Origin of the sequence: Maricurvus nonylphenolicus (genome assembly GCF_042854845.1) — a bacterium.
In the GTDB taxonomy this organism is placed as follows: Bacteria; Pseudomonadota; Gammaproteobacteria; order Pseudomonadales; family Cellvibrionaceae; genus Maricurvus; species Maricurvus nonylphenolicus.
Map to the genome: position 1 here is coordinate 5,105,376 of NZ_AP031498.1, position 16,365 is coordinate 5,121,740.

The 16,365-nt window shown below is 52.2% G+C and carries 14 protein-coding genes; 3 read left to right on the forward strand and 11 right to left on the reverse strand.

All coding sequences use genetic code 11. The features are described from left to right. Positions 1-252 precede the first annotated feature (252 nt). From ACGHZ6_RS22065 to miaA, 8 genes are all read right to left on the reverse strand, one after another. On the reverse strand, positions 253-1,545 hold the full coding sequence (locus tag ACGHZ6_RS22065) for an adenylosuccinate synthase (RefSeq protein ID WP_390616222.1): 1,293 nt from the start codon (positions 1,543-1,545) through the stop codon (positions 253-255). A 29-nt stretch (positions 1,546-1,574) separates the two neighbouring features. Then, the gene (locus ACGHZ6_RS22070; RefSeq protein ID WP_390616223.1) at positions 1,575-2,762 is read right to left on the reverse strand and encodes an ATP phosphoribosyltransferase regulatory subunit; all 1,188 of its coding nucleotides are present in this window, start codon (positions 2,760-2,762) and stop codon (positions 1,575-1,577) included. Between the two features lie 54 nt (positions 2,763-2,816). Then, positions 2,817-3,002 carry a DUF2065 domain-containing protein gene (locus ACGHZ6_RS22075; protein WP_390616224.1) on the reverse strand — a complete coding sequence of 62 codons (186 nt, stop codon included), beginning with the start codon at positions 3,000-3,002 and terminating at the stop codon, positions 2,817-2,819. A 157-nt stretch (positions 3,003-3,159) separates the two neighbouring features. After that, positions 3,160-4,041, reverse strand: coding sequence for a protease modulator HflC (gene hflC, locus ACGHZ6_RS22080; RefSeq protein ID WP_390616225.1), 882 nt, complete (start codon positions 4,039-4,041; stop codon positions 3,160-3,162). 2 nt (positions 4,042-4,043) lie between these two features. Then, positions 4,044-5,192 (reverse strand): FtsH protease activity modulator HflK, encoded by a 1,149-nt coding sequence (gene hflK / locus ACGHZ6_RS22085; protein WP_390616226.1) that lies wholly within the window; start codon positions 5,190-5,192, stop codon positions 4,044-4,046. Positions 5,193-5,325: 133 nt separating this feature from the next. Further along, complete coding sequence (gene hflX, locus ACGHZ6_RS22090; protein ID WP_390616227.1) at positions 5,326-6,666, reverse strand: ribosome rescue GTPase HflX; 1,341 nt, start codon at positions 6,664-6,666, stop codon at positions 5,326-5,328. 28 nt (positions 6,667-6,694) lie between these two features. Next, positions 6,695-6,955 (reverse strand): RNA chaperone Hfq, encoded by a 261-nt coding sequence (gene hfq / locus ACGHZ6_RS22095; protein WP_390616228.1) that lies wholly within the window; start codon positions 6,953-6,955, stop codon positions 6,695-6,697. A gap of 161 nt (positions 6,956-7,116) precedes the next feature. Further along, positions 7,117-8,082 carry a tRNA (adenosine(37)-N6)-dimethylallyltransferase MiaA gene (gene miaA, locus ACGHZ6_RS22100; protein WP_390616229.1) on the reverse strand — a complete coding sequence of 322 codons (966 nt, stop codon included), beginning with the start codon at positions 8,080-8,082 and terminating at the stop codon, positions 7,117-7,119. Positions 8,083-8,278: 196 nt separating this feature from the next. Between miaA and ACGHZ6_RS22105 the strand changes: the two genes are divergently transcribed. From ACGHZ6_RS22105 to ACGHZ6_RS22115, 3 genes are read left to right on the forward strand one after another with little or no spacing between them, the layout of a single operon-like run. After that, positions 8,279-8,749, forward strand: a complete 471-nt coding sequence (locus ACGHZ6_RS22105) for a hypothetical protein (protein WP_390616230.1) — start codon at positions 8,279-8,281, stop codon at positions 8,747-8,749. Next, positions 8,718-9,956: a hypothetical protein gene (locus ACGHZ6_RS22110; RefSeq protein WP_390616231.1), complete on the forward strand. Its 1,239-nt coding sequence runs from the start codon at positions 8,718-8,720 to the stop codon at positions 9,954-9,956. Before ACGHZ6_RS22105 ends, ACGHZ6_RS22110 begins: the two co-directional genes overlap by 32 nt. 10 nt (positions 9,957-9,966) lie before the next feature. Next, positions 9,967-12,426, forward strand: coding sequence for a putative bifunctional diguanylate cyclase/phosphodiesterase (locus tag ACGHZ6_RS22115; protein ID WP_390616232.1), 2,460 nt, complete (start codon positions 9,967-9,969; stop codon positions 12,424-12,426). A gap of 14 nt (positions 12,427-12,440) precedes the next feature. Here ACGHZ6_RS22115 and mutL read toward each other — a convergent pair whose 3' ends face one another. The 3 genes from mutL to tsaE form a co-directional block, all read right to left on the reverse strand. Continuing rightward, positions 12,441-14,348 (reverse strand): DNA mismatch repair endonuclease MutL, encoded by a 1,908-nt coding sequence (mutL, locus tag ACGHZ6_RS22120; RefSeq protein ID WP_390616233.1) that lies wholly within the window; start codon positions 14,346-14,348, stop codon positions 12,441-12,443. Between the two features lie 28 nt (positions 14,349-14,376). Then, complete coding sequence (locus ACGHZ6_RS22125; RefSeq protein WP_390616234.1) at positions 14,377-15,744, reverse strand: N-acetylmuramoyl-L-alanine amidase; 1,368 nt, start codon at positions 15,742-15,744, stop codon at positions 14,377-14,379. 129 nt (positions 15,745-15,873) lie between these two features. Then, complete coding sequence (gene tsaE / locus ACGHZ6_RS22130) at positions 15,874-16,317, reverse strand: tRNA (adenosine(37)-N6)-threonylcarbamoyltransferase complex ATPase subunit type 1 TsaE (protein ID WP_390619204.1); 444 nt, start codon at positions 16,315-16,317, stop codon at positions 15,874-15,876. Positions 16,318-16,365 lie beyond the last annotated feature (48 nt).

Here is a 16,365-nt window from a genome sequence, read left to right on the forward strand (position 1 = left end):
CCTGAGCTTGTTGAGTGCTATTGCTGCAGACGATCTGCGCAGCTAAACCGAATTTAGTAGGTAAGCGCTCTCCAAGCTTTTAGTTAGTCAGTTTCTTCTCTTCTTTAGCCCGCTCATTGAGCGGGCTTTTTTATGTCCCACTAAAACGTGCCTGCGATGGGGTCTGACCCCGGCCTTAGAACACCTAAATCGCAGACATAAAAAAACCGCCACACTAGGTGGCGGTTTTTCGAGGCTGGTTCCGGTTGCCGCTTAGGCGAACGGGTGACGCAGCACAATGGTCTCAACACGATCAGGGCCGGTGGAAACGATATCGGCAGGCGCACCTACCAGCTCTTCCAGACGCTTGATGTAGGCTTGGGCATTGGCAGGCAGGGCATCCCAGCTTTGAACACCGAAGGTACTCTCATCCCAGCCAGGCATGCTTTCGTAAACTGGCTGTACTTCTTCCCAACCTTCAGCATCGAAAGGAACACTGATGTCGTTACCGTTGGCATCTTTGTAGCCAACACAGATTTTCACTTCTTTCAGGCCGTCCAGTACATCCAGCTTGGTCAGACACAAACCGGAGATGGAGTTGATACGGATCGCGTGGCGAACTGCAACGGCATCAAACCAACCGGTGCGACGCTGACGACCGGTGGTGGCACCGAACTCGTGGCCTTTCTCACCCAGATGCTGACCCACTTCACAACCCAGCTCGGTTGGGAAAGGACCGGAACCTACACGGGTGGTGTACGCCTTGGTGATACCCAGAACGTAATCCAGGTACAGAGGGCCAACACCGGAACCAGTCGCAACGCCACCAGCAGTGGTATTGGAAGAAGTTACAAACGGGTAGGTACCATGGTCGATATCCAGCAGGGAACCCTGAGCACCTTCAAACAGAATGCTTTCACCAGCTTCACGAGCGGTATGCAGGTCGTGGGTCACATCAGCAATCAGTGGCTTCAGTTGTTCACCCCAGGCCAGAGCGTCAGCCAGGACTTTATCGTAATCCAGGGCATCAACCTTGTAGTAGTTAGCCAGCGCGAAGTTATGGTATTCCAGCACTTCTTTCAGCTTGGTGGCGAAACGCTCCGGGTTCATCAGATCACCCAGACGCAGACCGCGACGCGCTACCTTGTCTTCGTAGGCAGGGCCAATACCGCGACCGGTGGTACCGATCTTGGCGTTGCCGCGAGCAATCTCACGAGCCTGATCCAGGGCAACATGGTAAGGCAGAATCAGCGGGCATGCTGGAGACAGACGCAGACGCTCGCGAACAGGTACACCCTGCTCTTCCAGGCCAGCCATCTCTTTGATCAGGGCATCGGGGGCCAGAACCACACCGTTGCCGATCATGCAGGTTACGCCTTCGCGCAGGATACCGGAGGGAATCAGGTGCAGGACGGTTTTCTTGCCGTCGATTACCAGAGTATGACCAGCGTTATGACCACCCTGGAACCGGGCCACCAGAGAAACCTGGTCGGTCAGCAGATCAACGATTTTACCCTTACCTTCATCACCCCACTGGGTGCCCAGTACAACAACGTTCTTACCCATTGTCTGTCTAACTCACTAGCAATAAAAAATTAAGAATTCAGGGGTTGAACACGGTATTCACCGCCATCCAACACCAGTTGACGATCACACTGTTCGGCCACATCGGCCGCAGCCTGCTCGCCCAAACCGCAAATCACTTTTTCACCCTGGCTACGCAGCGCGATGATGGCCTGCCATTGACCAGCCTCTTCGGTTGCCGGCGCAAAAATCGCCTTGCCCGACGCCTGCTCACCGATACCCAAACGTACCAGCGCGGTCAGATCTACCGCAAAACCGGTTGCTGCACGGGCATTACCAAAGACTTCACCGATATGGTCATAGCGACCACCGTTAGCCACAGCTTCACCATAACCTGGCGCGAACGCCGCAAACACAATACCGGTATGGTAGTGGTAACCACGCAGCTCACTTAAATCAAAATACAGTTTGGCATTGCTGTAGCGAGCCGCCACAACCTCTGCCACAGCTTCCAGCTCATCGATAGCAGCCAGTACTTCGTCTGGCGCCTCAGCCAGTTTTTCACGCGCTACCGCCAGGATGTCCTGACCACCGGCCAGGCTTGGCAATGTTTGCAGCATGGCAGCCATAGCGGCGTCTTGAATATTGGCATCAATCCAGGCGGCGATTTCGGTCACCGCTTTACCTTGCAACAGGTCAAACAAGGTTTCTTCCTGCTCGCTGTTCAAGCCAGCCGCTTCAGCCAGGGCGCGGAAGATACCCACATGACCCAGATCGATATGCAGGGTATCCAGGCCCACGGCCTGCAGAGATTCCAGCAGCAGGGACACCACTTCAATATCGGCATCCAAACCGGCCTCACCGTAAAGCTCAACACCAGCCTGAATTGGCAGGCGAGTGGCCAAGGCCGACTTCGGCTTGGCGTGCAGTACATGACCGGCGTAACAGAAACGGGACGGCCCAGAGCGCTTCAGGCTATGGGCGTCAATGCGGGCGATCTGTGGGGTAATGTCCGCACGGATGCCCATGGTGCGACCACTGAGTTGGTCGGTCACCTTAAACGTCATCAGGTCGAGGTCACGGCCCAGACCAATTAACAGGGAATCGGTGTATTCCAGCAGTGGCGGAATCACCATTTCATAGCCCCAGCCACCGTACAAATTCAGCAGGCGACGACGCAGTTGTTCGATAGATTGTGCCTGCTGTGGCAGAAGATCTTCCACTCCGTCAGGCAGTAACCAGCGATCGGCGTAGGTCATTGTGACTTACAATCCCTTATCTATGCATTGCGTTTAAAGTCTGTAGCTTATGCGCTACTTAATGAGGTATAGCAGTCCGATGCCCAATAACATACTGGCGAGCCCCATCAGACGGAGCTGACGGTCATTGACCATCGCCAGGGTGGCAACCAGACGGCGCCAACGCCCGGGGTTAAGAAACGGCATGATACCCTCGAGTACCAACATCAGGCATAGAGCCCTGCCCAGTTCTTCCCACATTGCGTGACACCCTTACCTTTGCGAACAACCCGCTTTCAGGGCTGCCGACACAAAAAAACCGGGCCAAATGACCCGGTTACGTAATTCTACCATTAATACTGCGGTTAAAGAACATCCATTTGCCGTCAAATCGACGGCAAATGTGTCTTAAAGGCGATTAACGGCTGGAACCGCCCTTGGTGTCGTTCAGATAGCGGAAGAAGTCGCTATCCGGATCAACTACCAGCAGGTCGTCCTTGCCTTTAAAGGTCTCTTTATAGGCATTCAGACTGCGCACAAAGCGGTAGAACTCAGGATCCTTGCTGTAGGCATTGGCGTAGATGGCCGCGGCTTCCGCATCACCTTCACCACGCAGCAGCTCGGAGTCACGGTAGGCTTCCGCCTCCAGAATAGTGCGTTGACGATCGGCATCAGCACGAATCACTTCGGCTTGCTCTTTACCCTTTGAGCGATGCTCACGGGCTTCACGCTCACGCTCGGTAGTCATACGGTTAAATACCGAGTCACTTACCTGCTCTGGCAGGTCGATACGCTTCACACGGATATCGATCAGCTCAACACCGTAGCTCTTCTGAACCACCTCATTAAGCTCATCGGTCAGTGAGTTCATTAGCTGATCACGCTCACCACTTACCACTTCCTGCAGCGAGCGCCTGGCGAATTCGTTCAGCAAACCTTCGTTGATACGCTTCTCCAACGCATTACGGGCAGTCAATTCCTCACCGTTAGTCGCGGTGTAGAAGGTGCTGGTATCCACAATGCGCCATTTGGCGAAGGAATCTACGATAACGCCTTTCTTTTCCAGGGTCAGGAATCGAGCTGGGGCAGCATCCAGAGTCAGTACACGGCCGTCGAACTTGCGCACTTCGTGCATCAGTGGTGCTTTAATGTGCAATCCAGGTTTCAGATCAGCATCTACCACCTGACCAAATTTCAGCAGAACGCCGCGCTCGGTTTCCTTGATGATAAACAGTGTGTTGGAGGCAACAATCAGGGCAATCGCCAAGCTGATCAACACGCCTAACATTTTATTACTCATGATTAGCGAATCTCCCTGCGACGTGTGTTGATGGACTCTCGGCGAAGCTGGTCAGCAACACGGTTACTGATTTCGCGGATCACAGTCGGAGAGATTTCCTCGGCGCTGCGGCTTACCTTGGACTGGCTAACAATCTTGTCCAGCGGCAGGTACATCATGTTATTGCCACCTTCCACATCAACCATAATCTTGGAGCTGTTGGCCATGACCTGCTGCACAGCATCCAGGTACAGACGCTCGCGGGTAACCTTAGGGGCTTTTTTGTACTCGGTAAGCAGCTTCTCGAAACGCTGCGCCTCACCTTCTGCCTGGGCAACCACCTGGGCTTTGTAGGCGTTGGCTTCTTCGATCACACGCTGGGCCTTACCACGCGCTTCCGGAATGATACCGTTAGCGTAAGCTTCGGCTTCGTTCTTCAGACGCTCTTCATCTTCACGCGCCTTGTTCACATCATCGAATGCAGCTTGTACTTCACGGGGAGGCGAGGTGCCTTCCACGTTAATGGTGTTGATCTGAATACCGGTTTGATAATCATCCAGGTATTCCTGCAAACGCTGCTGAACCTCGATAGCAATACGAGCACGACCTTCGGTCAGTACTTCGTGCATCTCGGTAGAACCGACAACGTGGCGCAGGGCCGAATCAGTGGCTTCTGCCAGACTGCGCTCGGGGTTACGTACCTTAAGTACAAACTCGGAGGCATCGGCAATCTTGTACTGTACCGACAGATTCACATCAACGATGTTCAAGTCTTCGGTCAGCATCTGGCCTTTGGAGCTGTGCAGACGTACTTTGGTGACGTTCACAACCGTGACACTATCAATCAACGGTGGATTCCAGCGCAGACCTGGCTGTTTGGTTTCAGAGTAAACACCCAGACGCAGCACAACGGCGCGCTCCTGTTCGTTCACCTGATACACACCAAATGCGGCATAGACAACAACCAGTGCAACCAGCAAGAACACAATGCTGGCACCACTTAAACCCGGTGCACCACTACCGCCGGCACCACCGCCGCTGGAGCCACCGAACAGGCCGTTAATCTTCTCTTGGAATTTTTTCAGTGCCTCATCGAGGTCGGGCGGGCCATCATTGCCTCGCTTGCCACCCCAAGGGTCTTGGTTGTTACCACCCGGTTCATTCCAGGCCATAGGTTATCTCCATCGGTTATTGTCATTGGCGCCTTCGACTAGCACCAAACTAAAGGGATTCTAACAAAGCCTGCAACCAGAAAACTATCACTCAAAAATTGTGGCTATTCAGAAATCATCTTACTGATACATTTTAAGGTTGTTCCCAATCCGGCGTATCATCCAGATGGGCCTTGGCATTACCTTCCAGCCACTGCAAATCCTGCCAGTGAATGTTTTCATTACTGAGTATACGCAGCAGGTCAGGCTTGGGAATGCGAATACTTACTTCGCTCTCACCCTTGTCGGTGTAAGCCTCTTCAGTAACCGCATTGTGTTCATAGAGTTTAGCCCGCAATCGACTTTGTGCTGGCGGCAAGATCAATTTTTCCTGAATCAGCTCCTCGCCCAGCAATTCGGCAACGGCGGTGTAAAAGAGTTCAACCCCAGCGCCAGTTTGTGCAGATAGCCAAACGGCAATCGGGCGACCACTGTCGTCGCGATCCACACGAGGCTCAAAGTCCTGCAGCAAATCAATCTTGTTATAGATTTTTAACTGCGGCAGCTCACCAGCGCCAATTTCTTCCAGTACCACTTCTACCTGATCGATATTACGCAAACGCTCTTCGGCAGCGGCATCGATCACATGCAACAACAGGTCGGCATTGGACGCCTCTTCCAGGGTCGCCCGAAAGGCTTCCACCAGACGGTGTGGCAAGTGACTGATAAATCCTACCGTATCAGCCAAAACTGCAGCCCCCACATCGGGCAGCTCTACCCTCCGCATGGTGGGATCCAGGGTTGCAAACAACTGGTCCTGGGCATACACCCCGGCATCAGTAATCGAATTAAACAGCGTCGACTTACCGGCGTTGGTATAACCCACCAGAGACACCGTTGGCACATCGGCACGCTGGCGTGAACGTCGGCCCTGATCGCGCTGCTTGCGAACCTTCTCCAGACGTTTCTCAATAGTCTTTATACGTCCGCGCAGCAAACGCCGATCAGTTTCCAGCTGCGTTTCACCCGGACCACGCAAACCGATACCACCCTTCTGGCGCTCCAAGTGGGTCCAGCCACGGATCAGGCGGGTCGACATATGCCGCAGCTGGGCCAATTCAACCTGCAATTTACCTTCGTGGGTACGGGCGCGCTGGGCAAAGATATCCAGAATCAAGCCGGTACGGTCGAGCACCCGGCACTGCAATTCAGCTTCCAGGTTACGCTCCTGACTCGGTGACAGGGTGTGATTAAAGATCACCAGCTCAGCTTCGTGAGCCTTGACCGCCGCGCGTAATTCTTCGAGTTTACCCGTGCCGACAAAAAAGCGGGCATTAGGGGTCGCACGCTGACCGGTTATAAAGTCAACGGGATCACCACCGGCGGATAACACCAGCTCCTCAAATTCGCGGGGATCGTCGGGATCAGAATTTTGGGGGAATTCCAGGTGAACCAGCACCGCCAGTTCACCGGATTCAGGTCGTTCAAAAAACAACGGAAGACCTCATAAAACAGCGAAAGGATTAACCCTCGCCTTCGCCACCTTCCTGGCCAGCTTGTGGGTTCAGCATAGGAACACGCACAGCGCGGGATGGAACGATGGTGGAAATAGCGTGCTTGTAGACCATCTGGCTCACAGTGTTCTTGAGCAGTACAACAAATTGGTCGAAAGATTCTACTTGCCCCTGCAATTTAATACCGTTTACCAGGTAGATGGAAACGGGAATGCGCTCTTTACGCAGCACATTCAAGTAAGGGTCTTGTAAGCTATGCCCTTTTGACATAATTATTCTCCTTTGAACAAGAAATAAGCAAAAAATAAAAGCATTCACCCAAAGGACCCGACCTGTAAGCCCTAATTATGATTCTTCGGGACAAGTCAGAAGTGAACACCAAGCGTTTAATAAAACTGACATAAGCAGCGTATAGTTATACGCCCTAGCTATTATAGAGGTAGATGGGGCAAAAAGTTCAACAATTCAAGTAAAACTTGAGCTTTTTTTACTGTTTCACCGGTTTCAGTGTCTGTATAGAGCCAATGCAGGCCCTCCCAACCCCGTAACCAGGTCAATTGACGCTTGGCCAACTGGCGGGTTGCCGCTTCACCTTTGGCGACCATCTCCTCATAATCGTAGTCCCCGTCCAAGTATTCCCATACCTGACGGTAACCCACCGCTCGAATCGCAGGCAGGTCTTTATGGAGATCGGCACGCTGACGCAAAGATTTAACTTCATCAATAAAGCCCTGCTGCAACATCACACCAAAACGCTTTTCGATACGTTGGTGTAATACCGAGCGGTCACGGGGGCCAATGGCAAACTGCACAACGTTATATTTCTGGTGCAGATCATCCTGATCGCGCTGCTGCTCGACACGCAATTCGGTCATGGTCCGACCGGAGACACGGTAAACCTCCAGCGCACGAGACAAACGCTGAGAGTGGTTGGGGTGAATCTCCGCCGCCGTTTGCGGATCGACTTCAGCTAACAACTGATGAATATGTGGCCAACCCTTTTCGGCAGCCAGCGCTTCAATCTCAGCACGAACGGCAGGATCAGCCGCCGGCATATCGGCCATGCCTTCCAACAACGCCTTGAAATACATCATGGTGCCACCCACCAGTAGTGGGATTCGGCCCTGTGCGACTATGGCTTCAATCTCACGTAAGGCATCAGCGCGGAAGTCGGCAGCGGAGTAACTATCGGCGGGATCGCGGATATCAATCAATCGGTGTGGCGCCAGGGCCTGCTCCTCAGCCGAGGGTTTGGCGCTGCCTATATCCATGCCCCGGTACACCAATGCAGAATCGACACTGATAATATCGACCGGCAAACGCTGCTGCAGCGCGATGGCCAGGTCAGTTTTACCCGACGCGGTCGGCCCCATTAAAAATATCACCAGCGGCTTCATAGACTTGCCAACACCCTCAATCGTTATAAACGCATTTTATCAGGCTTTACCACAAAGAACCGGCAAGTCAGTTATTCCCCTCAAAAACTGTGAATATTGTCTACACTCACTCTTAAGCACCACTTAAGCATTTGGCATTACCCCAGGCTGATTCTCGGCAAGGACCGAAGCAGGCAATAGCAGGGACAAGCATCCAGTGAAGTACAGCCCCTACTCCAGCAACCTTCTCAGTAACGCCCGCACCAAGCGTCTCTTATTCTGGCTGCTCTTATGCTTGTATTGGCTTGCAGCACCTGCCGTCGCCGAGAATGCGATTCATCTCGCCATGCATCCACCGCCCCACCTCGACAAGATGACGGTCAATCAGGCCCGCAGCATATTCTCCATGCGCCTGCGCGCCTGGCCCGACGGCTCACCCATTACCGTTTTCGTGATGGAAGACAGCAACCCAAACCACAAACTCTTTGTGCGCTCCATTCTGGCCCTTTTACCCCACCAGCTGCGCCGCCAGTGGGACCGTCTGGTGTACACAGGCATCGGCCAGGCGCCCATTGAAGTCAAAGATGAACACGAAATGATCCAGCGATTGGTCAGCACACCCGGCAGTATCGGCTATATCAGAACAGGAAAGGACAATGAAACGCTGCGTATACTCCCATTGCGCTAGAGCATTTGCCACAGCAGGGCTGATCCCGGCATTGGCGCTTGCCGAAGGCGGTAGCGAGCTCAAGGAGCTCTCTGTCCATGGCTATATCAGCCAAGGTCTGATTTATACCACTGAGAACAGCTTTTTTGGCGACAGCGAAAACACCAGCTTTGACATGACCAATATTGCCCTGGGGGTAACCTGGCGCCCCTGGTCGCGCCTGCATTTTTCTGCACAGGCACTTTACCGCCAGGCTGGAGCAACCTCCCGCGATGATATTTACACCGATTACGCCCTGGCGGACCTAACTCTGGTACAAGATATGAACTGGCAGTTGGGGCTGCGTGCCGGGCGCATAAAAAACCCGATTGGATTCCATAACGACACCCGCGATGTAGCAGCAAGCCGCCCTTCTATTCTGCTGCCAGAATCTATTTACCGGGATTTCCTGCGCGATGTTTACCACACCTCGGACGCCATCTCTCTTTATGCTCAGGGCTATCTTGGCGAAACGTATATTCAACTCGAATTACTCAAAGGCGAACCGCAATTAACCGACAACGTTGAAGAGGAATATATTCTCGCGCCCCTATCAGGAGAACTCGACGACGGCAAAGGGGATATTGGTCGACTGCTGGTGGAATCATTCGGTGGCGCCCTGCGTCTGGCCTATACCTATACCAATATCACCGTCGACTTTGTCCCCACACCAGGTACGCAAACGATTCAGGTTGCCCCTATGGTTTTTGTCACCGTCCCCCTCTACGGCTACCCGGGAGATACGGAAATCGACATGGACACCTGGTCGATAGAGTACAACTGGGGGCGCTGGCAATTTACCTCGGAGTACCAACGCCTGGACTATTACATCAATGACATCTACGGCCCCGGGACAGAATCCAAAACACCGGGTGAAGGTTACTATGTGTCAGCCAGCTATCAGCTCAATGATCACTGGCAAACCTTTATTCGCTATGACGCATCCTATACCGACAAGGACGACAAAGATGGCGAAGATTACGAAGCCGCCACAGGCTTCCCGGGCCACAACCGTTTTGCCAAAGACAGCGTTGTGGGCATTCGCTACGAGCCCAACAAACACTGGTTGTTCGCCGCTGAATTTCATCATATATCGGGTACGGCCTGGTTACCCAAGGTCGAAAACGATTTGGCAACCGCCAAAGAGAACTGGAACCTGTTTACCGCAGAAGTGAGTTATAAATTCTGAGTACAGCGTTATGTTTTTTAGCTTAAAGTGGAAAGCGATTGTTCTGGTACTGGTCATTCTGGTTACTCTGACCGGCTTTCTGGTATTTCTAAACAGTTACCAGTTGCAAAATCTCGCTCGCCAACAACAGCAACAAAGCTTCGAAAAGATTAACAAGGAAATTAACGGCCTCTTAATACAGTCTTACCATTACAACCTGCAGATGATGGATGTTATTCCCCTGCTGCGTACCGAAAGCTACACCACTGAAAACTATATGGCCGTTATGCTGGAAGAAAACTGGCCTATTCTGCAGCTCAACTGGAACATCGAAAATGCTGCGCTCTACAACAGCGAAGGCAAACTGATTTGGCACACGCATGAACCACCTCAAGAACAGTCGCAAGAATCGTCACAAGAGCAACCGGCACCCTCCATTGCCATCTCCCTTGGGCCTGACTGGCATATCGACTGCGACACCAGCTGCCTGCAAGTTATCAGCAGCCCAATATTAGACAGAGAAGGTGACACCTATCACTTAATTCTGGATATTTTGATGGCGGACATGCTGATTGACTTCAGTCGAATCGCCAACACGAACTTTGGCATCATCACTCCCGGCCAAAGTATTGGCAAAGAATACGCCGGCCATATAGAACGCTGGAACTATGACATTAAACAAATCACCAACCCGGACCTGTCTCTAAAAATCATCAACGACCTGCAAACCCAATACAAACTGGAAGACGCTCTTAATAAAAACCTGCAGCTGCAATATGAAGAAAAAACCTACGATGTCAGCTTAACCACCCTCGAAAAAAGTAACAATGGCAACTTCTTTATCATCATCAAGGACTCCAGCAACAGCGCTGAGCTAATGAATGCCGCCAGGGGCTTCCAGGTTGTCGTCGCCTTAAGCGGTATCACTTTATCTTGCGTACTGATTCTGACATTCCTCTGGCAACCCATCCAAAGACTTCATCGCCAGGCCGAACTACTTCCCAAACTGACCACCGGCGACTTCTCCGAAGCACTGGAGCAACTCAAAAAGAATCGTTCTAAACACTGGCTGAAAGATGAAATCGATACTCTCAACTCAACCGAAGAGGAAGTGTGCCTGCAACTTACCGCCATGCAGGAAGAGATCAGCGAACAAACCAACCACCTGCACTCCATGGCGATGTATGACAGTTTGACTGACCTGGCTAACCGCCGCTCATTTATGCAGTACATTAACGATGCCTTTAACCGCCCAAATCTACCCGACAACCCTTTTTCATTACTGTTTATTGACCTGGACAATTTCAAACGCATCAATGATTCCATGGGACACAACGCCGGGGATGAACTGCTCAAAATCGTCGCCAAGCGTTTGCGAGCCTGCGTCAGAAACACCGATGTGATCGCCCGTCTGGGCGGAGATGAGTTTTGCATCATCCTCAATGACAGTCACAGCAAGGACGGCCCTAAAATTGTAGCCGAGCATATTTTGCAAAGCCTGCGTGACCCGATAAAACTGGGTAAAGCCGAACCCATTATTTCTGCCAGTATTGGTTTGGTTACAGCACCTGCAGATGGCGGCACCAGTGAAGAGCTATTGCAAAATGCCGACTTGGCTATGTATCGCGCCAAAGCCCTAGGCCGCAACAAATACCAGGAGTTTGACCACCACATGACCGCCAGAGCCATTGAGAATATGGCTTTGGAAAACGATCTGCGCAAAGCGATTAATGAACAGGAATTTGAACTTTATTACCAACCGCAGATTGATTTCAGCCAAAATTGTATCGTGGGTTTTGAAGCGTTAATTCGCTGGCGACACCCCAGCAAAGGCCTGTTATTTCCCGACACCTTTATTGGCCTGCTGGAAGAAACCGGTTTAATAGTTCCTCTCGGCCACTGGATTATCGACAATGCCTGTCAAACACTGCGCCAATGGCTGGATACAGGCGTAAAGCCCGTACGCCTGGCCATCAACTTGTCCCCGCGCCAGTTACACAATGAAGAACTTAGTGACCAGATCTCTCGCTCACTGCACCTGCATAATTTACCTGCGAACTTGCTCGAGCTGGAAATCACTGAATCTATGTTAATGCAAGATATTCAGTTTACCCACAAACAACTTCGCAACCTGCAACAGCTCGGCATTACTATCGCCATTGATGACTTTGGCACCGGGCACTCATCACTAAGCTACCTGAAAGAACTACCGCTGGACATATTAAAGATTGATCGCTCTTTTATTCGCGACATCATCGAAGACAACAACGACCAACAGATTGTTAACGCCATTATTGCCATGGCGCATCAACTGAACTTAAAGGTGGTTGCCGAAGGTATAGAAACCATTGCCCATCAAAGCATGTTAATCCAACAGGGCTGTGATTACGGGCAAGGCTATTTGTATTCACGCCCAGTGCCTGCCGATAATGCGCTGGAACTCATTAAGTTTGATGCAGACAAGGCCATGGATTCCATGGCCTTAAATTAAAAACCTAACATAAATTACTGGCCACGCAAGAAGAGTTTATCCAGTTCATCCAAGGTTTGCAGCGTCCAGGTCGGGCGACCGTGGTTACACTGGCCGCTGCGCTCGGTGGCTTCCATATCCCGCAGCAGGGCATTCATTTCCGGAATGGTTAAACGACGATTGGCACGTACCGAACCGTGACAGGCCATGGTTCCCAATAATTCGTTAATGTGGTTTTCGATACGCTTGCTGGTGCCGTATTCCACCAGATCCGATAAAACATCGCGCACCAGCTGCTCAACTTTAGCGCCTTGCAACAACACTGGTACCTGACGAATCAATAAACTTTCTGGCCCCGCGCGCTGCAATTCAAAACCCAGCGACAGAAATACTTCCGCGTGCTGCTCGGCACAGTCGGCTTCTTTTTGGCTTACGGCAATGGTTTCCGGCACCAGCAATGGCTGCGCCTTCAGGCCTTCACCGGCAACATCAGCTTTCATGCGTTCATAGGTAATACGCTCGTGAGCCGCATGCATATCGACTATAATCAGGCCCTGGGCATTTTCCGCCAGAATATAAATGCCTTTTAACTGGGCAATGGCGTACCCCAACGGCGGCACTTCAGTATTTTCCTGTGCCACCTCATCCAGACTCGGTTGCGGTGCAGACGGACTAAAACCTGCAGACTGAGCGGGCGAAGCGGTTTGATAGAGCTGACCGTAATTAGCCATCGCCTCGCCCACACCCGCCGTTGATGGCGCAGCAGGTTGATAACCGCCGTTGGGTGAAAACAAACTGCCGCCGCTGCCAGCCTGAGATCCTGCTGGCGCTGCATCCTGACGAAAGCTTATCGCTTCCTGCTGCTTAAACTCTCCAGCTTCAATACCGGTTGCCTGTGGACCAGCACTCGCCGTTAGCGTATTACCAGGCAACTGATCTTCCGGACGCACATCGGCCAGGGCATGGTGCAAACTGCGGAACAGGAAGTCGTGCACCATGCGGTTATCACGGAAGCGCACTTCGTGTTTGGTGGGGTGAACGTTGACATCCACCGTGGAAGGATCCAGATCCAGATACAACACGAACGCCGGATGACGACCGTGGAATAACACATCCTGATAGGCCTGACGCACCGCGTGAGTTACCAGTTTGTCTTTAATCGCCCGACCATTAACATAGAAATGCTGCAGATCCGCCTGACTGCGGGAGAAGGTTGGCAGAGCCACCCAGCCCCACAAACGCAAGCCACTGCGCTCCACATCTATATGTACCGCGTTTTCCATAAACGCCGGGCCACACACTTGCGCAACGCGACGTTCCTGCTCGATTTGGCTGGTGGCCTTGCGCAAACTGTGAATGGCACGACCGTTATGGCGCAGGTTAAAGCTCACGTCAAAGCGCGACAGTGCCAGGCGTTTCACCACATCATCAATGCGATTAAATTCGGTTTTTTCGGTACGCAGGAATTTACGTCGCGCCGGGGTATTAAAAAACAGATCCCGTACTTCGACCGTCGTACCTTGAGGGTGAGCCGCAGGGGTGACCTCGGCCACCATATCACGGCCCTCTGCGCGTGCAGCCCAGCCACTGTCACCGCCAGTGTTACTGGTAATGGTAAGGCGGGCGACGGAGCTGATACTCGCCAAGGCCTCGCCACGGAAACCCAGGGTGGCAACCGCCTCCAAATCATCGAGCTGGTATATTTTACTGGTGGCATGGCGACTCAAGGCCAGCGGTAAATCATCTTTATCAATGCCAATACCGTTATCGCGCACACGCATTAACTTAATGCCGCCATCTTCGATATCAATATCCAAACGATCGGAGCCGGCATCCAGACTGTTTTCCAACACCTCTTTGATGACAGAGGCAGGACGCTCAACCACCTCACCGGCGGCAATCTGGTTCGCCAGGCGAGGGCTTAATAATTTAATTTTGGACATAAGATCGAGAAGCTTTTCGTAAACAGCCTTAAGAGGCGGGAATTTTTAAACGCTGGCCAACTTTAATCACGCTGCCATTTAATCCGTTAGCCGAGCGAAGTGCGGCAATCGACACATTGTAACGCTTGGCAATGGCCGACAGGGTATCGCCACGGGCAATCACGTATTCCTGGGTCGGGCGCTCGTTACCACCACTTTTCTTCCAGGCCACGTAGGAGCCTGCTGGTGGATAACGATAGAAGTATTTCTTAATACCCCTGAATACCGAATTGGCCATTTGCTTGCGGTATTTGCTGGTGCTTAGTTTTTTCGCCTCACCGGGGTTGGAGATAAAACCAGTCTCCACCAAAATACTCGGCACATCAGGCGATTTCAGTACCGCAAAGCCCGCCTGTTCCACATGGGGTTTGTGCAATCGGGCCACCGAATCCATTTGTTTTAGCACCTGCTCACCCACCTGCAAACTGGAACTCAAGGTAGCAGTCATCGACAGATCGACTAATACACCACGCAGGACTTCGTCTTTATCATCCAGACTTACACTGCCAACACCACCGATCAAGTCAGCCTCGTTTTCTTTCTGGGCCAGAAAACGTGCGGTTTCAGAGGTTGCACCGCGACGTGATAGCGCAAATACCGAAGCACCATTGGCTTTGGGATTGGTAAAGGCATCGGCGTGAATTGAAACAAACAGATCGGCACGCTTGTCACGGGCGATATTACGGCGCTTGCGCAACGGGATATAGTAATCCCCAGTACGTACCAGCTCGGCGCGATAGCCAGGCTCGCGGTTGATCATGGCAGCCAGCTCTTTACTGATGGCCAGCACCACATCTTTTTCCCGCAACCTGCGCTTGCCCGTTTTGGGGCCTAACGCACCTGGGTCTTCACCCCCATGGCCGGCATCAATGGCAATAACAATGTCGCGTCGCGTTTGCGGCTTGGTGACCTGCGCTACGGTTTTTACCGTTTGTGTTTTGCTGAGGTCATAGAGATCCACCACCAGGCGATCGCTTTTACCCGCGTGTTTGCGCAACACAAAACTGCGCGGCTTAATCTTTTGCGACAGATCCAGCACCACACGCAGGTCTTTACCGTTACGCGTAGCACTGCGCACTTGTTTGATGGGTGAGTCTTTTAGATTTAACTCGGCCAGCTTGGACTTGAGCCTGGTTTTTTCTATATCGATAACCAGGCGGTTGGGGCTTTGCAGGGTAAACAGTTTATGCTCGACAGGGCCACTCAGATCAAACACCAAGCGGGTGTGATCCGGTGCGCGCCAAACACGAACGCTGTTGATATCGGCAGCCCAGCTGGTCATTACCCAAAGGCTGGAAAAGATCCCCAATAACAGCGCCGTCTTTAGCCTAATGGCTGATCGAACAAACGGCTTCATAGTCCGTTTTACCCCAATATTTGTTTTTATATTCGTTGTTTAATTGCTCGTCATTCCCTTGGCATTTTTGTGCGAGACTTCCGTTCCGCACTTCGTAGCCCTGGATTCCCTCTTTCGAGGGAATGGCATCTACTTATTCAGTATACCGCGTAACAAGCCATTCAGCTCTTCACCACGTGCAGTATTAGCTACCACCTGACATTGACGCCCTGGCGCAGTCTCTGCCCCCAGATCAGCAACCGTCATGGTTACCAACAAATCCGCTTCCGGTAAGTAACCCTCACCGCGTACCGGCCACTCCACCAGACACAGATTTTCGGGGGCGAAGTAATCGCGAATCCCCATAAACTCCAGTTCTTCTGGCTCCCCCAAACGGTAGAGATCAAAGTGATAAATATTGATTCCATCCAGTTCGTAGGGTTCCACCAATGTATAGGTCGGGCTCTTAACCGCCCCTGAATGACCAAAGGCATAGAGCACACCGCGGCTCAGGGTGGTTTTACCGGCGCCCAAATCACCGGCGAGAAAAATCACTGCGCCCTGCTGACAAGCCTGACCCAGGTTCTGACCCATGGCTACGGTAGCGGCTTCATCGGCCAGGTCTACCGTTACAGCATTCTC